17 protein-coding genes are annotated in these 17,614 nt (G+C 70.2%); 7 read left to right on the top strand and 10 right to left on the bottom strand.

The features are described 5' to 3' along the window. Positions 1 to 34 precede the first annotated feature (34 nt). From D7193_RS11965 to D7193_RS11940, 6 genes are all read left to right on the top strand, one after another. Positions 35 to 3,304 (top strand): YyaL domain-containing protein, encoded by a 3,270-nt coding sequence (locus D7193_RS11965; RefSeq protein ID WP_206611891.1) that lies wholly within the window; start codon positions 35 to 37, stop codon positions 3,302 to 3,304. Further along, positions 3,304 to 4,464 (top strand): mandelate racemase/muconate lactonizing enzyme family protein, encoded by a 1,161-nt coding sequence (locus D7193_RS11960; protein WP_174242612.1) that lies wholly within the window; start codon positions 3,304 to 3,306, stop codon positions 4,462 to 4,464. Before D7193_RS11965 ends, D7193_RS11960 begins: the two co-directional genes overlap by 1 nt. After that, positions 4,465 to 5,361 (top strand): dihydrodipicolinate synthase family protein, encoded by an 897-nt coding sequence (locus D7193_RS11955; RefSeq protein WP_120779565.1) that lies wholly within the window; start codon positions 4,465 to 4,467, stop codon positions 5,359 to 5,361. Then, entirely contained in the window at positions 5,358 to 6,080 is a 723-nt protein-coding gene (locus D7193_RS11950) for an SDR family NAD(P)-dependent oxidoreductase (protein ID WP_120779564.1), read from the top strand. Before D7193_RS11955 ends, D7193_RS11950 begins: the two co-directional genes overlap by 4 nt. Then, positions 6,071 to 6,910, top strand: coding sequence for an SMP-30/gluconolactonase/LRE family protein (locus D7193_RS11945; protein WP_120779563.1), 840 nt, complete (start codon positions 6,071 to 6,073; stop codon positions 6,908 to 6,910). The genes D7193_RS11950 and D7193_RS11945 overlap by 10 nt, the downstream gene beginning before the upstream one ends. Before the next feature lie 572 nt (positions 6,911 to 7,482). Continuing rightward, a complete protein-coding gene (locus tag D7193_RS11940; RefSeq protein WP_120780352.1) occupies positions 7,483 to 7,899 on the top strand; it encodes a ribosomal maturation YjgA family protein in 417 nt (138 codons plus the stop codon). 627 nt (positions 7,900 to 8,526) lie between these two features. Here the strand turns inward: D7193_RS11940 and D7193_RS11935 are convergent. The 5 genes from D7193_RS11935 to D7193_RS11920 form a co-directional block, all read right to left on the bottom strand. Then, the gene (locus D7193_RS11935) at positions 8,527 to 8,850 is read right to left on the bottom strand and encodes an isochorismatase family protein (RefSeq protein ID WP_120779562.1); all 324 of its coding nucleotides are present in this window, start codon (positions 8,848 to 8,850) and stop codon (positions 8,527 to 8,529) included. Further along, a complete protein-coding gene (locus D7193_RS11930) occupies positions 8,825 to 9,130 on the bottom strand; it encodes a cysteine hydrolase family protein (protein ID WP_120779561.1) in 306 nt (101 codons plus the stop codon). The genes D7193_RS11935 and D7193_RS11930 overlap by 26 nt, the downstream gene beginning before the upstream one ends. A gap of 148 nt (positions 9,131 to 9,278) precedes the next feature. After that, positions 9,279 to 9,551, bottom strand: a complete 273-nt coding sequence (locus D7193_RS33860; RefSeq protein WP_241562950.1) for a DsbA family oxidoreductase — start codon at positions 9,549 to 9,551, stop codon at positions 9,279 to 9,281. Beyond that, complete coding sequence (locus D7193_RS33855; protein WP_241562949.1) at positions 9,488 to 10,084, bottom strand: hypothetical protein; 597 nt, start codon at positions 10,082 to 10,084, stop codon at positions 9,488 to 9,490. The genes D7193_RS33860 and D7193_RS33855 overlap by 64 nt, the downstream gene beginning before the upstream one ends. A 1-nt stretch (position 10,085) precedes the next feature. Beyond that, positions 10,086 to 10,451 (bottom strand): pilin, encoded by a 366-nt coding sequence (locus D7193_RS11920; protein WP_446686247.1) that lies wholly within the window; start codon positions 10,449 to 10,451, stop codon positions 10,086 to 10,088. A gap of 558 nt (positions 10,452 to 11,009) precedes the next feature. Between D7193_RS11920 and D7193_RS11915 the strand changes: the two genes are divergently transcribed. After that, a complete protein-coding gene (locus tag D7193_RS11915; RefSeq protein WP_120779560.1) occupies positions 11,010 to 11,729 on the top strand; it encodes an SDR family NAD(P)-dependent oxidoreductase in 720 nt (239 codons plus the stop codon). A gap of 141 nt (positions 11,730 to 11,870) precedes the next feature. Here the strand turns inward: D7193_RS11915 and D7193_RS11910 are convergent, their stop codons facing one another. From D7193_RS11910 to D7193_RS34185, 5 genes are all read right to left on the bottom strand, one after another. Continuing rightward, positions 11,871 to 12,512, bottom strand: a complete 642-nt coding sequence (locus tag D7193_RS11910) for a hypothetical protein (protein ID WP_120779559.1) — start codon at positions 12,510 to 12,512, stop codon at positions 11,871 to 11,873. A 367-nt stretch (positions 12,513 to 12,879) separates the two neighbouring features. Next, positions 12,880 to 14,115, bottom strand: a complete 1,236-nt coding sequence (locus D7193_RS11905) for a HEAT repeat domain-containing protein (protein WP_158674803.1) — start codon at positions 14,113 to 14,115, stop codon at positions 12,880 to 12,882. A 70-nt stretch (positions 14,116 to 14,185) separates the two neighbouring features. Beyond that, positions 14,186 to 15,427 carry a hypothetical protein gene (locus tag D7193_RS34190; protein ID WP_241562948.1) on the bottom strand — a complete coding sequence of 414 codons (1,242 nt, stop codon included), beginning with the start codon at positions 15,425 to 15,427 and terminating at the stop codon, positions 14,186 to 14,188. Positions 15,428 to 15,443: 16 nt separating this feature from the next. Further along, entirely contained in the window at positions 15,444 to 16,079 is a 636-nt protein-coding gene (locus D7193_RS11895) for an RNA polymerase sigma factor (RefSeq protein WP_120779557.1), read from the bottom strand. 466 nt (positions 16,080 to 16,545) lie between these two features. Continuing rightward, positions 16,546 to 17,472, bottom strand: coding sequence for a cellulose binding domain-containing protein (locus D7193_RS34185; protein WP_241562947.1), 927 nt, complete (start codon positions 17,470 to 17,472; stop codon positions 16,546 to 16,548). Between the last annotated feature and the right edge of the window lie 142 nt (positions 17,473 to 17,614).

The following is a 17,614-nucleotide window of genomic DNA, read 5'->3' as shown; positions in this document are numbered from 1 at the left end:
ACGAGTTGCAGGATCGTGGCGCAGAGGCGCTCCCGTGGCGTCTGATCATGCATTTCCAGTCGTCGATCGGATTGTCGACCCGTTCGACGCGAACGTGGAACTCGACGGTCGCGGCCAGCCCGACGGGCGGCACCTGCTCGGGGCGCCGCTAGCGGCGATGATCGGCAACCACGCGGTCCGCACCGCGGTGCGACTGCCCGAGCCGCGGCACGGCGCCGACGTCAGCACCGCGGAGCTGCGGGTCAACGCCGACGCCGCGCAGTGGTACGCGGTCCGCCTGCGGGTCCGCACCGGGGTGCGGTACCTGTCGGTGCTGCGCCACGCCGGCGGGCGCGACGAGCTGCTCGCCGACGACATCCTGGCCTTCGACTTCGACCGGTGGCTCCCCGTCGAGGTAACTGTCGTGGACGGCCGGATCACGGTCACGGTCGACGGACGCACCGCGGCGACGGCCTCCGATCCCGACCCGATCGAGGGGGGCGGCGTCGGGTTCGGGGCCGCCGGGACCGTCGCCGGCTTCGGCCCGGTCGAGGTGGTCGACCTGGGCCCCCGCACGGCCCCCGCCCACCGACGTCCGGCCACCGACATCGACCCGGCCGCCGCCGTCGTCGAGCCGTACACCGCGGTGGAGGGCGCCGCGTACCGCCTGGACGTCGCGGCCGTGCGCTGGGACGACCGGTCGGGGTACGCCGCGCAGCTGCTGATCCGGGGCGAGCGCGGCTGGGAACCCGCCGGCGAGCCGCTCGGCGAGCGGTGGCTGGTGCTGCACGGCGACGGCGGTAGCCGGCGCGATCTCCAACGCAGCCTCGACGCGCACCCCGTACGGTTCGACGCGGTCGAACCGCTCGGCGCGAACGCGGTGCGGCTGCGCGGCGGCGGCGACCTGTTCACCCTCACGGTCACCTGGCGGTTGGCGGGGCCGCATCCGTTGGTCGACATCGCGCTGACCCCACGGGTCGACGGCCGGTTCGTGGTCGCCTACCGGGCCTTCGCCGCCACCCACGAGGACGACGTCGACGAGGTGCTGTGCGGTCCGTTGCGGCACGCCCGGATGATCGGCGGGCCCGCCTCGGTGGGCCGCGACGAGTTGTTCGCGCCGATGTGCCTGGTGCAGCGCGGGCCCGTCACCACCGGCCTGTTCGCCCCCGCTACCGAGCTGCCGTTCGAGTACGAGTCGGGTCGCGGCGACGACGACCAGCCGTTCGGGATGGCCCTGCGCACCCCCGACGGGCGAGTTCAGCCGACCCTCTACGCCCCGCAGTACGGGCGGCGGGCCGACCTGCGCGCCGGCGAACCGTACCGGTTCACCGTCGGCCTCTACGCCGCACGCACCGAGCTGTACGACGCCTACCGTGACCTGCTGCGCGGTGAGTACGGCTACTACGCATACCGGCGCAATGTCCACGCCTCACTCACCGACACCGTGCACCACCTCATCGACCTGATGAAGGCCGGCCCGACCAGCGACGACCGGGTCGACTACCAGGGCTCGCCGAGCGGCTGGTGGAGCCGCGCCAAGGGCTTCATCGACATCGAGAACGACCAGGCCGTCCGTGCCACCACCACCTCGGTGCTGCTCGGTGCCTATCTGCTGACCGGCGACGACGAGCTGTACGAGGAAAGGGCGCTACCGACGGCCGAGTTCCACCTGTCGCGCAACGCGTACGGCTGGACGCCGCGCGCGGACGCCACGGTCTACGGCGACCCGACGAAGAACATGCTGTGCGGCACCCCGTTCGGCGCGCCCGCCCTCGCCCCGCTGCACACGCTGTCCCGGGGTGCCCTCACCGCCGCCCGCGAGCTGGCACTGTCCTCACTCGACGCGCAGGACTACTGGCTCAAGCGCAGCCCGATGAGCGCACCGCTGGCCGCGTACCGGATGACCCGCGACGCCACCTGGCGGCAGCAGGCCGAGGAAGCCGCCGACCGGTACGTCGCCGAAGAACTCGGCCAGCCGTACGACGGCGAGGCCGACCCGCACGACTTCGCCATCTACTACTGCCGTGCCTGGGTCGACCTGCTGGAGATGTACGAAGAGACCGGCCGCGCGCACTACCTGGACGCCGCGTACGCCGAGGCGAAGCGTTTCGTCACCATGGTCTTCGCCCGACCGGTGCCCGACGCCACGGTGACCGTGCCGCAGCGGCCCCTGTTCGTCGACCGGCAGATCGAGCTCAGCGGCTGGTGGGACCCTGCCGCCCTGTACCCGTATCCGGTCACCGACGTGCCCGACGAGGAGGTGCCGGCCTGGCAGGTGTCGCCGACCGGACTGAGCATCGAGGCCATCAACACCTACCGGTTCAACGGGTTCACCCTCAACCCGGCGTGGGCGCCGTTCCTGCTCCGGCTCGCCGCTCACACCAGCGACGACCTGCTGCGGGACGTGGCGCACAACGCGCTGGTCGGACGGTTCACGAACTACCCCGGCTACTACTACCGACAGTTCACCGCGCACCACCTGCGCCCGGACTTCCCCTACACCGGGCCGTTCGGCAACACCACCGTCTACTACCACCACGCGCCGGCCCAGCTCGGCATGGCCATCGACTACCTGATCGCCGAGCACGAGACCCGCTCCGGCGGCGCAATCCACTTCCCGGCCGAGTTCGAGCAGAACTACGTCTGGTTCGCCTACCGCATCTACGGCCACCGACCGGGCCGCTTCCACGGTGCGGACGGCGTCTGGCTCTGGCTGCCAAAGGGGCTCGTACGCCTGGACACCGAGCAGGTCAACTGGATCGCCGCCGAGGGCGGTGACGTGCTCTGCGTGAGTCTCACCAACGCCGCGGCGGCCCCGACGACGGTGACCGTGACGCTGGACGCGGCGCGGGTGCCGATGACCCCGGGGGTGCCGTACCGGGCGGCCGTGATCCGAGACCGCGGCGAAGCGGAACCGGCCAGCGTCGTCGACCAACGGCTCACCGTCAACATCTCCGGGCACGGCATCACCGCCGTCATCGTCTACGGCGTCGGCCCGCTGGACGTGCCGTTGCACCGCACGGACGCCACGCCCGTCGGTGCGCATCACTTCGACGACGGCCCGGTCGGCCCGGTGCGCGGCATTCTGATCCCCAAGCCGGACGGCAGCCGCTACCACGCGTACGTGCAGGCGGCCACCAGCGACGCCGCGACCCTGCACTGGTCCCTCGACGACGGCGCCACGTGGCAGCACCTCGACCGCACGGTCTACCCCAATGAGTGGACCGTGCCGGTGGACGAGCTGTCGGCCGGGTTCACGTACACGGTGCAGGTCGGTGACCGGCGGTCCCGCCCGGTACGGCTGGTCTGCGGCAAGGAGGCATGATGCGGGTCCGCGCGGTGCACACCCACGTGCTGAAGGTGCGCGCCGACGAGGCGTACCTGGGGCCGAAGCAGGACGGCGGTGCGATCGGCAGCGGCTACGAGGTGCGCGAACCATGGCGCAGCCTCTACTCCTCCCGATACGAGACCCTGTTGGTGGAGGTGGTGGCCGAGGACGGCACCACCGGCTGGGGGGAGGCCCTCGCCCCGGTGGCGCCGGAGGTGCCGGCCGCCATCGTCGACCTGCTCATCGCCCCGGTACTGGTCGGCATGGACGCCACCGCCCCCCGCCCGGCCTGGCACCGGCTGCGCGACCTGATGCGTGAGCGCGGGCACCTGGTCGGCCACCAGGCGGATGCCCTCGCCGCCGTCGACATCGCGCTGTGGGACCTCGCCGGCCGGCTGGCCGGGCTCGGTGTCGCGCAGCTGCTCGGCGGCGCGTTCCGTACCCGCCTGCCCACGTACGTCTCCGGACTGCCCCGGCCCACCGATCCCGAGCGGGCGGCCCTGGCCCGTGACTGGGTGGACCGCGGAGCCACCGCAGTCAAGCTGCACCTGGGTCACGGCGTCGCCGCCGACCTCGCGACCGTCGATGCCGTGCGGAACAGCGCCCCCGACCTGCGGGTCGCGGTCGACGGGCACTGGGCGTACGGGGTGGACGAGGCCGTCGCGCTGGCCCAGGGACTCGCCGAACGGGGTGCCTGGTTCCTGGAGGCACCGCTGGCGCCGGAGGACATCGCCGGGCACGCCGAACTGGCCGCGCGTGCCGCGCTGCCGGTCGCGGTCGGCGAGACGCTGCGCAACCGGTACGAGTTCGCGCAGTGGCTGGATGCCCGGGCGTTACGGATCGCCCAGCCGGACGTGGCCCGTACCGGCATCACCGAGGCGATGGCGATCGCCGAACTGTGCGCTGCCCGGCATGTGCCCGTCGCACCGCACCACTCGGTCGGCATGGGTGTCTCCCTGGCGGCCGGCCTGCATGTCGCCGCGGTAGTCGCCGACCTCGCCGCGTTCGAGTACCAGCCGAGCTCCACCGAGGTCGGATCCCGCATCCTCACCGGGCCGGTGCCCGTGCACCCGGCCGCGTTCGATCTGCCCGCGGGACCCGGTCTCGGCGTCAACGTCGACGCCGAGGCGGTTCGCGCCCTGGCCAAGGAGTCCTGAGTGCCCCACACCGTGCACGGTCTCGTGCCGATCCTCGCTACCCCGTTCGAGTCCGACGGCGCCCTCGATCTGCCCAGCCTGCGTCGGCTGACCGAGTTCCAGCTCGCCAGCGGCGTCACCGGCGTCGCCGTCTTCGGCATGGCGAGCGAAGGCTTCGCGCTCACCACCGAGGAGCGGGCCCAGATCCTCACAGCCGTCACCGAGGTAGTCGCCGGCGCGGTCCCGGTCGTCGCCGGGGTCAACGGCACGTCGACAGTGACCGCGATTGAACAGGCCGGCGCCGCGGTGGCCGGTGGGGCCTCCGCACTGATGGTGCTTCCTCCGTTCATGGTGAAGCCGACCCCCGATCAGCTGCTCACCTTCTACGCCGATGTGGCCGCCGCCACCGGGGTCGAGGTCATGGTCCAGGACGCGCCCGGCGCCACCGGTGTCACGATGCCGCCCGTCCTCATCGCCGAACTCGGCAAACTTGACGGCGTCACCTCCGTCAAGGTCGAATCGCCGCCGACCGCGCCCAAGGTCGCCGCGGTGGTCGCCGCCCGCGCCGACGACCGCTTCGCCGTGCTCGGCGGCCAGAACGCCCAGTTCTGCCTGGAGGAGTACGCCCGTGGAGCGATCGGCACCATGCCCGCCTGCGAGTTCCCCGACCTGCTCGGTCCGGTGCTCGCCGACTGGCAAGCCGGCCGGCACGCCGACGCCCGAGCCGAGTTCGCCCGGCTGCTGCCACTGATCCTCTTCGGACTTCAGCAGGGCATCGCCTGGGCGGTGCACAAGGAGGTGCTGGTGCGGCGTGGCCTCATCGCCGACGCCACCGTACGGTCGCCGGCCCGCCCGCTCGACCCGGCCAGCCGCGACTCGCTCGCCGCGATCCTCGCCGACCTCGGACTTGCCCGGTGAGCGGACGCGGCATCCTCGTCATCGGCGGCTCCTCGCCGATCGGCACCGCGATCGCCCGCACCTTCACCGAAGCCGGCGATCGCGTGGTGGGCGTCTCCCTCGAGCAGCACAGCGACCCGGCCTTCGCGGCAGAGCTGGTGGCCGACTGCGCCGACCCGGAGGCTGCGGCCCGCGCCGTCGCCGAGGCCCACCGCATCCTCGGCCGGCTCGACGTCGTGGTGCCCGCCGCCGCGGTCATGCCGGTCGCCGCGGCGACGCGGACCACCGACGTGCAGTGGCGGGCGGCCATCGACGTGACCCTCGGCTCGACGTTCTACGTCGTCCGCGCGGCCCTGCCCCTGCTACCGCGCGGCGGCGCCGTCGTCGCGGTCAGCTCGGTCAACGCGAACCTCGCCGCGCCCGGCCTGCCCGGCTACGCGGCCGCGAAAGCCGGCGTGGAGGGACTCGTGCGCCAGCTAGCTCTGGAGTACGGTCCAGCGGGGGTCCGCGTCAACGCTGTCGCTCCGGGCATGATCGGCAAGGCTGACCTGCCCTCGGTCACCGAAGGGTATCCACTGCGGCGAGTCGGCCGACCCGACGACGTCGCCGCCGCCGTGGCCTTCCTCGCCTCCCCAGGGGCGGATTTCATCACCGGCGTCGTCCTGCCGGTCGACGGAGGCCTGTCCATCGCCTCACCGGCGGCGTGGCTCCGCCCCGATCTACGGGCGAGATGGCTGTGACGCCCGAGGACCCCGACTGGTCGGTGGTGGGCGATCTGCGCTGTGAGCTGGGGGAGTGCCCGGTCTGGGACGCCGCTCTCGCCCTTCTGCGGCTGGTGGACATCGACGGCCGCCGGCTCTGGACCCTCGATCCCGCCACCGGCGCCGCCTCCGCCGTGACGTGTGGTCGGGCGGTCACCGCCCTTGTACCGCGGGCCGACGGGGGGTGGCTCGGGGTCTCCGGGCGGGACATCGGTGCCCTCGACCCCGCCGACGGGATCTTTCAACCATTGCTGTCGCTACCCGGGCCGGTCGACCTGGCGCTGAACGACGCGGTGTGCGGACGCGACGGCAACCTCTACGTCGGGTCGATCGACCGGACGCGGGCCGAACGCGCGTCCCTGTACGTGATGGATCAGGACCTGAATCATGTCGTCCTTGCCGGATGCGTGGGCGCGTCCAACGGCGTCGACACCAGCCCGGACGGTCGCATCCTCTACCACGCTGACACGTTCGCCGACACGGTGACGGCGTACGAGAGGCGCGGCACTCGGGCCGCCGCGGTCCGGGTCGCGCACCCCGACGGGATCGCCGTCGACGCCGACGGCGGAGTCTGGGTGGCGTCGTGGGGATCCGGCATGCTGTTCCGCTACACGCCCGGGCTCGTCCCGGACCGCGCGTTACGCGTGCCCGCGCCGCTGGTCACGAACGTGTCGTTCGGCGGTCCTGACTACCGCTGGATGTTCGTCACCACCGCCCGGTCGGACGGCGCCGAGGTGTCCGGAGCGGTGTTCGCTGCGGACGTCGGCGTAGCCGGTCTTCCGCCCGCCCGGTTCGCCGTCCAGCACTGATGGCCGCTGCCTTCGACGACGAGGTTCTCTCCCGCATCTGGCCTGCCCGTCGAGAACACGCATTCCTACGGCACCCGGTTGAGACATCGACGGAGGATGTCAGCCTGTCCTCCCAAGCTTGCGTCGACGGGGGAGCGGGTTGAGAGCAACGGAGGGTGTGCGAACGGCGCTGACACGCATAGAACGGCGGCCAACTGCAGCCAACGGCACCTACCCTCTCCTGCGGCTTTGCTCCGGATCCGGCAGCAGGCTGAAAGCAGTAGCGTGCCCTGAACGACTTCGAAGGGCACCCAACCGCACCGCACCGCACTCAACTGCACCGAGCCCTAGCTGTGACTCGTCGTTACCACAGGTCAGAGCGGGTGCGGCGTCCTGTTTCACACGGGTACTCAACGGCTTGAAAGTACGTCAACTGCTGTCTATCCCGCCTGATGAAGGAGCGTGAGCAGGTCACGGCGTTAACGATCGGGTGCGGCAGCTGAGCCTTGCAATGGGCAGCGGTGCAGTTGCAGCCCGTCCAAGCTCAGCAGACCAGCTGCCACCTTAGCTGCGCTGCCACTTATGATGGCGCGATGTCGCTCGCAGTGCGCTGGACTCGGCTGCTGATGGTGGTATCGGCAGCCGGCTTTGCAGCCGCGGCCTTCGCAATCCGCGCCACGATGGAGGGGCCCATCGAACAGTACGCTGGCGCCGCCTTGTCCGCGGCCATCGTCTACACGATCGTGATCTTCATATGGCCGCTGATCTCTCCACTGGCCGCCAGCGGCGCCGCGATCGCATACTGCTGGTTCATCGAATTTGCACAGCTCACCCCCATACCCGCGGCACTCTCCCAACGCAGCTGGCTCGCGCGCCAGCTGCTAGGTGCCCAGTTCGACCTCATTGATGTTGCCTGGTACCCCGTCGGCGTCATCCCATTGGTCGCCGCGCATTGGTTCCTCAATGCCCGCGCACATTCCCAAACGAACCCGACACCTGCTCAGCGTTAGATTAAGGTCGCGCCGGGCGATCCGGTGCTCCGGTCCTGCGGCCGCGACACCCTTGCGTGCGGTCGCAATGGCAGCAGGACCTGTTGGGAATCGAGGAAGGTGCCGCTTCGGCGCCGGCAGACGGCGGCTCCGGGGCGAGGCGCCGATGGTCATCGTGCCAACACGACCACGATTATGGCGAGGCACGCGATCGGCAAGGTGATTCCGCCGAACATGGCGAACGGCCACAAGTCGCCTGTTGATTGCCGTCGGTGAGGAAGGGGCTGAGTAGGCAAGTTCCAGCTCGGCGGTGCTGCCGTGCCGTTGTGGCGGCCCGGCCAGTGTGGCGGTGGGGTGCGCGGGGTCGGCCTGGACATGTGATTGGGTTGCCTCCCACGCGCGTCATGGTGCGCTGATCGGTTTTGAACGGGCGGAACCGCGGGGGTCGGGCGGTCCCGCCCGTCTACGAGGCCTCGCACCCGGCCTTCCAACATTGATAGGCGCTGCCCGTCGATGGTGCGTTACAGCGTTGCGCGCCAGGGAGGGCTGCCTGTTCCGCTCTCTTCACTGGGACGGCCGTTCGCGGGCCCGGCGGGGGGCTGAGTTGAGCGAGCGCAGCCTGCCGTCGGGCCCGCTGGGGCACTGTGTCTACTTCGCCAACCCGAATCCACCGATGGTGATCGTGAGGTTCTCAGCCAGTAGCTTGCGAATCTGCGCGCCATGCGGAGTGGCCCAGTCCCTGGCGAGTTCGCCGAGGACCGCGGCGGTGGTGATCAGGTTGACGCCGGCCTGAATCATGCGCAGTCGGGCGATTTCTTCGGAGTACTGGAACACCGACCCTCCAGCGTCGAGCACCGCGTAGACCTCGTATCCGGCCTGCTTGGTGCTGAGGGCGGTGTAGACCAGGCATCCGTCGTTGGTGGTGCCGGCCATGATCAGGGTCCGGCTACCGGTGGCCTCGACTGCCCGCACGAAGTCCGGGTCGTCCCAGGAGTCCGATGCCGGTGCGCTTGATCCGGTTCGCGTAGGCCTCCGGGCTGATCTCCTTCAGCCCGGGCATCCACCAGTCCTTGTTGTCGTCCTCGGTGCTGCTGGCCCAGAGGTTGGGCATGCCGAGGATCTTGGCCGCCTTGACCAGGGTGATGCTGTTCAACTTGGCGACCTCGGGCGACTGGGTCTTGATGAATCCCATCGAGATGACCTGGTGGTCGATCAGGATCAGAGCACTGTCCTGCGCCTTCGGGTTTGTCATGGTTTGTAACCCCACGTCGGTATGGCGAACCCTCTTGGGCCCATCGCTTGTTCCCCCGAGCGGTTGGCTCGGGAAGCTAGCGAGATATGCCGGGCGGGATGTCGCCGGCGGGGTTCCGGAAGGGCTGTCAGGCGGTGCCAGGCTCGGGCTATGCGCAGCCGTCCGGGGTGCAGACGCCATCGGTGCCAGCGACGACCGGCAGCGACTGCGGCGTGGGGTGGCTTTCGTCCCATGCCTTGGTGATCACCGCCAGCAGGTCATCGGTACCGATGGCCCCGGGGACGGCGAAGCGGCCATCGAACACGAGGAACGGCGCGCCACGGGCGCCGAGGCGCTGCGCCTCACGCTGGTCGGCCGTCACGCGGGCCCGGTAACGGCGGCTGCGCAGTGCCTCGGCTGCCTCCGTACGGTCCAGGCCCACCTCGGCGGCGAAGTCGAGAACCTCGTCGGCGGTCCACAGGTTGCGGGCCTGCGTCGCCGCAAGCAGGAACGCGATGATCGCGACGCAGACCACGAACAGCAGCCCCGCGTCTTGTCCTGTCCCGCGGCGACGTGCGTCTTGATCGCACGCAGCGCGCCATAGCTGTCGCCCTCATCGATGGTGAGCACGGCGGTGAGGGCATTGGCGAGGTCGATCAACATGCCGCACCACAGCTGAGAGAAATGGGCGGTGACAAACCCGACGATCAGCCGGGGGATGAGGTCCTTGATCGTGTAGCGGGACTTCTCGCTGCCACCGGCGGTCATGGTCAGCATCCCGGCGGCGATGAACGTCAGCACGAAGACGCTGTCGACGACCAGGATCGAACGGCCGGTCAACGCCTGTACCTGCGGCAGGGCGGTGACGTTAGGGGTGATCAGCAGCGCGCTGCTGATCACCCCGATCAGTGCGTCCAAGGTCGCGAGGATCACCGTCGTCAGCCAGTCGAGGATCTGCTCGAGCAGCCAATCCATGTCAACCCTCGACGATGGACTGGACGATGTCCAGCAGCACCGGTGCGAGGACCGCGAGGCCGTAGCCGACCAGGGCGTTCTTCAGCGCGCCCTTGGCCTTCTCGACCTGCACCGGGTCGCCGCCCGCGGTGGCCCAGTAGACGCCGGTGAGGACGAGGAACAGGGTCGCCAGGGCGGCAAGGATGCCCATCGGCCACGTCTGCAGATTGCCGATCACGACCGGCAGCGAGTTCGCCGCAACCGAGATCGGTAGGCCGGTATTGGCGTACGCGGCTGCGGGCACGGACAGCGAGAGTGCGACCGGTGCCGACGCGGCGGCGACACGACCGGCCAGGCGAATGGTGCGCTGGTGAATGAGGGCACGCAGGCGTGCCGGGGGGGCGAGACATGAGTAGGTCACCTCCGGCCCCGCCGCCGTCACCAGAGGCGAGGCGGCGGGGCGTTAGCGGGTGGTCGAAGGGACCGTCGCCGGGCACACGGGAGGGGACGCGGGAAGCCGCAGTGGCCTCGGGAGGAGCTCGTCCTCCCTCGCGGGTTGCGGTGTTCGATGAGATGTCGGCGCACAAAGCACTGCGCGGCACCCGAGGCGTCCAGCTCGTGGCGGCCCGATGTCCGGGCCCGGCGGCGGGCGGAACCCTCCGAGCACCCAACAGGGGGGTTGGGACGGGAAGAATTCCGCACCCTCGAACCCGCGTATGTGTGCTCTGGCGAACACGGTCCCCGCTCACAGCGGCTCACAACGCGGCCCTTATGCCTCACGCCGCAAACCCGCGCGAACCTCGACCGGCACCCGAACGGCATCCCCGCCGCCTACATGGCCTCCGGGGCGTCGCGACAATGACAAGCGGATCTGCCGACGAGCGGATGTCCGATCTTGGCAAGTTCCTGTTGACCTCAACTAGAGTTCAGATGCTTCACTTCGGCCATGAATCTTGACGGCCTGCGCGTCGCCATCACCGGTGCCGCACGTGACACCGGACGACTACTGGCCGAAGCCTTCGCCGAGCGCGGTGCACAGATCTTCCTCTCGGCCCGCGACCTGGCTGCGGCCGAGCATGTTGCGGATGCGATCAGCCAGCGGGGGCCAGGTCGGGCTGATGCATTTCACTGCGACCTCGCCGTACCGGAGTCGGTGCGCGCGTTCGCCGCTGCCGTGGCCGGCCGGACGACGCACCTCGATGTGCTGATCAACAACGGTGCCCCATACATCGAAGGTGACGACCTGGGAGACGTCTCGGACGACAAGATCGAAAGCGTGATGGCTGCGGGCGGGACCGGCACCATGCTGTTGACCAAACATCTGCTGCCGCTGCTGCGGGCATCGTCGCGGCCCGACATCGTCAACATGATCTCCGCTTGCGGCGAGGTAGGGCACCGACGTTCTGGCGCGCATCCAACGTTCTACGCCGCCAAGCATGCCCACGCGGGGCTCGCTGAGATCCTGTCGCACCGGCTCCGGCCAGAAGGGATTCGGGTGATTTCGCTGTTTCCGCCGGACTTCGTTCAGGACGGGCCGCGACATGTGAACAGCGACCTCACCGCGCGGTCGGTCGTCGACTGCGTGCTTTTCGCGGTTGGCCAACCACGAGACTGTTTCATTCGCGAGTTCCACTTCGAGCAGGTTCGGCGGGCGTCCACACCCTGACCGCTCACTGCTCGAAGCAGCCCCGAGCCCGGTCGAGGGCCCTCTGCAGAGATCCGCCCTTGAGACTGTCACCGTCTGAACCGAGGTCAGGTGCGCGGATCTGGCGCCGACCGGGCGTTGCGTAGCGCCACCGCTGGTGGTCTAGGAGACCGTGGGAGACGTGTTGGAGACTGACGGCGGTAGCCCGTAAATGCCGGTCGCAGTCACGATGGCATCGTCGATCGTGTTCGGGTCGATGCTCCAGCGACCGGCCATCGTCATCACGTCGAACTCGGACGGCGTCGTGGCGTACCAGGCTGTCCACTCATCGTCCGACCAGTGTTCCCGCCCGGGCTCCGTACCGCGAATGCCGATGCCCAACTCGACTTCATCGACTGTCGGACCACCGAGGAACAGCGGCACCTCGCCTCGCTCTCCGATGAAGCAGTAGGCGCGCAACAGCTCACCATCCTGGGCCCGGGCCCAGGCGTGATAGTCCGGGACCCGCTCGCTGGCGAAAAACTGCACCTCGCCCAGGTGCCTGCTCAGCTCCCTGAGCCAGTCGGGGAAGGGTGGCTCCGTCGCGTCGAACCCCGCCGGCACATGCAGCCGGCCGTGGGCGAGGGTCCAGCCTGGCACCGGCGCGGCCACATACACGCCATACCGGTACGCCCGGTCGGTGCCGGTGCTCCAGTCGAGGACCTCCCGGTCGTGCAGCTCAAGCGCATTGGCGACCTCCCCAGGGGTCCGGTCCCGGACAGCCAGCCACGATGTCTTAAAACCGAACCCGGCCACGCTGTCCATGATCCCAGGAACCTCTTCGCGGCTGGCCGGAGACATGCGGATCTGCCGTGACCCGCGCGGACGTGCCTCCTAGCGAGGTTGTACAGGGATGGTTGGCTTGGCCCGTGAGATCCGACTTCGAAGACTGGGCACGCCGTACCTTTTCCAGGTGGAACGCCATCACCATTGCTGCCACCATCCTCGGCGTGCTCCTGTTCGGCATTGGGCTCATGACGGCGTCGCGGTAAGGTCACCCGCGCCGTCCTCTCATGTCGTGCCGCGAGCAGCAGCGCCGCGCAGCACCGGCCACAACGACGGTGTGGACGCTATCGCCGAACGACGGCCAGCTCCAGCATTGCCGGGCCTGCGACCCGGGGGCGGAGCTGGACTAACGATCGGCGCCGCTGTCACACCACCGGGTCATCGCCGTTTCGTCACCGGGCAGGTTGTAGGCGCCCAGCAGCATGCTGACCATCATGCCGTCGTTCAGGATTCCGCTGCGTTGCAGCCCGACGACGGCGGTGCGCTGATCGTCGCTCAGTTCGGTGAAGGCGGTGCCGTCCGCTACTGGGCCGTTGGGAAAGGCGGTGTCGAGGGCAGCACGCATCAGCAGGTAGCGATCGGTGTCGTCAGCTGGCGCGTTCAGCCGGTCGATGAGGATCTGCACCCGGTCCGGGGCGAACGACGGGTCGAGGTCTCGCACGGTGAGCGCGGCGAACGTGGCCATGTCGCCGTGGAGGAACGGCCAGTACGGGATCGGTCCGACGGCTCCGGATAGGCAGCCGTACAGCTCTTCGATCAGCGGCCGGTCGGGGCGCGACACCAGACGGGCCAGCCCCAGCACCGCCGACCAGCGCTCTCCCCGGTTGTCGCTGCCGCGACGGGCCGACAACGCGTTGACCAGCTCAGAATTGTCGACGCTGCCGCACAGCCCCGCGGCCACACACGCGACCGCTGCGACCACGGGCTCCGGTTCGGAGCCGATCAGGCGGGCCAGGGCCGGCGCGATCGACTCCCGCTCTTCGGGGAACCAGGCCAGCAGGTGCGCGGCGTGCAGCCGCACCGGGGGCTCAGGAGACGCCAGGGCGGCGATGTACGCGGGCACGCCGGCTCGGGCCGCGTCGTAGGCCGCGATCTGCCACCGCGCGGCGTCGCGGTCGCTCTCCACGTCGGAGAACTCGTTGCGACGCGCTCGGGCCCGACGCTCGTGGTCAGTGCTTCCCGCTGCCGCCCATTCGGCCTGCTCCCGTTCCAACTGAACTCGGGTGAGGTGGCCCTGGCGCTCCACCTCACGCCGCGCGTTCGCCACGTCGGGGCGGTCGATCAGCCAGGAACTCTCGTCCCCTACCGCGATGGCCGCCAGTACCTGACAGGCGGCGAAGCGGTCCGGCGCCTTCGGATCGGCGACGATCTCGACCAGGAACGGCGTGGCGACCGCGCTCGCTTCGTACCGTGAGCCCTGGTGCACGAGGAGCTTCATCAGCCTCTGGTAGGCGCTGCGGCGGGCCTCTCGGTCGCGGGAGCGTAGCCGGCCCAGCAGGTCGGGCACCTCCACCGCCGGCCCGTACGCGTGCTGCACCGCGCTCCAGTCGACCGCATCCCATGATCTTTTTCGTCGCCACACCGGCAGCAGGCTATAGCTCTCTGCCGCTCGCCGTCCGCCCCACGATCTGCGGAAGGGGACCCACATCTGGTCAACAGCGGCGCAAAGGGCCGAGGGAAACGGAGGGCCACCCGCGCACGAGCGAGCCAGGCGACCACGTTGCGTCGGGACTCCGCGTAAGGGTCGCCATCCCGGCCAGGAATGGCGTCACCCCCCTTGCCGAAGCACGGCCAGTGCGGGTGGCCAAGCGGTGCCCAGCTTGATGGGCGGGCTCGTCAGCCGCCTGCTGGCTGGTCACGCCGGTCAGCAGTCCTGCGGCGAGGGCGTCGGCGAGGCGGGTGTCGATGCGTCCCAGCCGCATACACAATGCGTCGACGGTGATGCCGAGGCGGGCGGCGGCCGGTTCGATCGGCCGCCGCCCGAGCCGGATGTCGATGTAGGGCTGCTCGTCCTCCTGGTCGAGGATGCCCAGCCCGACCGCCCGTCGGACGAGCAGGCGGCCTGCGGTGGGCGGGTTGCCGGCGGCGTCGGTCGGTCGGCCGCCTGCGGCTGGATGGGACGGTTGTTCCCTCACCGGTCGGCTCGGCTTGGCCGTCGCCTCTGGCTTCTTTCCCGCGTCTGACCCTTTTCCGGTGCCAGGCCCGTTCCCTGCGCCGGGCTCGTTCTCGCCTCTGGGCCCAGTTTCCCGGGCGATGCGCTGGCAGTACCCCTTGACCTTCCCCGCGCCCCCGGCCGCTGCGACCAGCGGCGCGAACCGTCGAGTCTGCAGTGCCTCTTCCCGCTGGGCTGGCTTCGCGGCGAGGTACACGCGGCAGAGTTCGGATAGCTGGGTGGTCTGCTCGGGGCTGGCGGTCGGGCCGGTGGTGCCCGGGCTCGGCGCCGCCGTCGGGGAACTACCCGGGCTGCTGGTGGTGTTGCCCCCCGTGGGGGAGCTGTCCGGGCCGTCTTTGATGGGGCTGGAGGTTTCCGGGCCGGGCGGCGGGACGAAATCTGGCGGGCGGTCAAGGTTGACGGCGGCGAAGGCGGCACCGGCGGTCGCCGTGGCAAGCGCTGCCGCGGCCCAGGCCACCGCGCCTGCGGTGAACCGGCGGCGCCGCGGCGCACGGGTCGAGGTCGCCGAGGCCGCGGCACGGGCGGCCCGGAAGGCCGCCAGGGCGGCCTGTTCCCCGGCCAGTTCGTGCGGACGTGTTGGGGCGGCCGCGGCGCCGAGCAGTTCGGCGAGCGGGTTGGCAGGATCAGCATCTGGCCCGGTGGGTGTGCCGGCGCGGGCCGCGTCGAGGAGCTGGTCTGTCTCGTCGCGGTCGGCGGGTCGCCCGGATCGGCGGAAATTCAATCCGAATCTCCTCACGTCAACCGTCCGTTGGTTCGGCCTGCGGCGCCTGCCGCCGCTGGTCGCCGCGCTGGTGCGGCGGCACGCGGCGCTCGGGCGCGGCTGGTGGCTGGCCCAGGTTGTGGCGCTCGATCAGCGTGGCGAGACGCCGCAGCCCTCGGTGCGCGGCGGTGCGCACCGCCCCGGCCCGGCGGCCGAGCACCCGCCCGGCCGTCCTGGCGTCCAGGCCGACGACGGCCCGCAGCAGGACGGCCTCGGCTTCCCGGGGCGGGAGCGTGGCGATCAGCGCGAGCGCGGCCTCGGTCCCGAGGATCTCTGCCGCCCGCTCGGAGGTGTCGGCGTCGTCGTCGCTCAGCCCGTTGAGCGCCTGCACAGGCACCGGCAACGACGGGCGACGGCGCTGCCAGCGTAGGTGGTCCATGGCTCGGTTGCGGGCGACGGTGACCGTCCAGGCGCGGAACTCGCCGCCGGTGAATTTCGGCAGGTCCCGGGAGATCTGCAACCAGGTCTCCGACGCCACGTCCTCCGCGTCGGCACCGACCAGGGCGCTCAGGTAGCGCAGCAGGCCTGGCTGGAGGGTCCGGTAGAGAAGGCGGAAGGCGTCCTCGTCACCGGCCTGCGCCGCAGCGACCGTCTCGCTCAGCTCACCAGCCATGCCGAGCCCGTTCCCCGGACGGGGCGGGCCAACGGACGCCGCAGCCGAGGCAGCCCGAACCCATCTGGCCTGTTGATTGGACCTGATCCTGCATCATCAGCCCCCACCTGCCCGATCGTGCCCAAGAGTGCGGCGGCCTGGACGGCACGACGGGACACACAGCCATCGGCGGACTGCCACCACCGGGAGTCGGCCCAAGTTGGCTGACGCTACGAGCACGGCGCCCCCACTGACGTCGGCACCACATACAGTAACGCTCGGCGTCCGGGCGACAACACCGGCCCGAACCCTCAGCGTTGGCAGGGAAGGCGTCTTCGAACGCACCGGGCGCACCCGACTTCTTGCAGGCGACCACGGCGCGGACCTCCGCCCTCCTGATCTGAGGGTTTGGGGCATCTCCGTAAGCAACTTGGGCCCGAAGTAGAATCGGATGTTGCCATTGGGATAGCCAACGAATGGGCAGAGCTCATCGGTTCTTGCCCTTGCCGCCTCCCTTGCCCTTGCCGTCCCCTTTGCTTGCGTCGGCTTCCTGCTTGTCTCCCCCTCCTCGAGCGGGTGCTCCCTTGACGCCGGAACCGTCCCTGCTGTCCCGGGTGCTCTCCGAGCCGTCGCTCTTCGCACCGCTGGTGGTGGTGGCGGTCCTGGTTGGTGCCGTCGTGGGCGTCTTCGTACTCGGGGCTGTCGAGCCGGGGATGCCAGCCACTCGTGCCTCGCATTTGCTGTCCGCCACCTGGAAGTCCAACGGCAGTGGGTTCGCTTCGATGTAACGCCCAGTGAGGGTGATCTTCTCGGACGTGCCGGGGGCGAGCGAGGCACTCGTAGCGGCGGGTCGGATCAGGACCCTCTGCCCTTCCTGCCGGACGTCTGCCGGTGTGGCCCTGACGACCGTCTGCGCCCCGGGGAACGCAAAGCTGATCGCCCAGTTTCGCAGGTCTTGCTCGCCGGTGTTGGTCAGTATCAGGTCGGCGTCGAAGTCTTTCCCCGAGTCCCTTCGCAGCGCGTAGTTGACCTGGCAGGGTGCCTGCCGGTCCTGTCCCATCCGGGCCTGCAACGGCTCGCCGCCGCCGACTGGGCTTCGGGATGTCGCGCTCCAAATTGCTCCGGTCACGGCGACCAGTCCGGCGGCCACGCCGGCGGCTTCCAGCCGCCGGCGGCGGGTGGTCGCCCGCGTGGTACGTGCGCCGGAGTAGGCCAGCGCGTCGGTATCGGCTGAGAAGGGCAGGATCGTGGTGCCGGCATTGGCCAACCACTCTGGGTCAACCGGGCCGGGAGCCGGCGAGACGGGCACGGCGGCGGAAACGCCGGCCGCTCCGGCCAAGGTGTGGGCCACCTCGGCGCTGGCCGGCCGGTCCTCGGGGCGCTTCGCCAGGCAACGGTGCACCAGTTCGGCCACCTTGGTCAGGCAGCCCGGACACCGGCGGTAATGGGTCCGGTTCCGTGTGGAGGTGGGCGCGCAGAAGCTGGGTCGTGGTGCTTGCCTGCCAGGGCAGCCGGCCGGTGAGCATCCGATAGAGCAGCAGTCCGAGGGCATACAC

Source organism: Micromonospora costi, from assembly GCF_003626655.1.
GTDB classification, from domain to species: Bacteria; Actinomycetota; Actinomycetes; order Mycobacteriales; family Micromonosporaceae; genus Micromonospora; species Micromonospora costi.
This window is presented reverse-complemented; position numbering and strand designations above follow the sequence as displayed.

Bases quoted from the DNA above. Each gene is read 5' to 3' on its own strand.
- D7193_RS11960 (WP_174242612.1), top strand. From the start codon at position 3,304: ATGCGGGTCCGCGCGGTGCACACCCACGTGCTGAAGGTGCGCGCCGAC.
- D7193_RS11945 (WP_120779563.1), top strand. From the start codon at position 6,071: ATGGCTGTGACGCCCGAGGACCCCGACTGGTCGGTGGTGGGCGATCTG.
- D7193_RS11940 (WP_120780352.1), top strand. From the start codon at position 7,483: ATGTCGCTCGCAGTGCGCTGGACTCGGCTGCTGATGGTGGTATCGGCA.
- D7193_RS11930 (WP_120779561.1), bottom strand. From the start codon at position 9,130: ATGACAAACCCGAAGGCGCAGGACAGTGCTCTGATCCTGATCGACCAC.
- D7193_RS33855 (WP_241562949.1), bottom strand. From the start codon at position 10,084: ATGGATTGGCTGCTCGAGCAGATCCTCGACTGGCTGACGACGGTGATC.
- D7193_RS11915 (WP_120779560.1), top strand. From the start codon at position 11,010: ATGAATCTTGACGGCCTGCGCGTCGCCATCACCGGTGCCGCACGTGAC.
- D7193_RS11910 (WP_120779559.1), bottom strand. From the start codon at position 12,512: ATGGACAGCGTGGCCGGGTTCGGTTTTAAGACATCGTGGCTGGCTGTC.
- D7193_RS11895 (WP_120779557.1), bottom strand. From the start codon at position 16,079: ATGGCTGGTGAGCTGAGCGAGACGGTCGCTGCGGCGCAGGCCGGTGAC.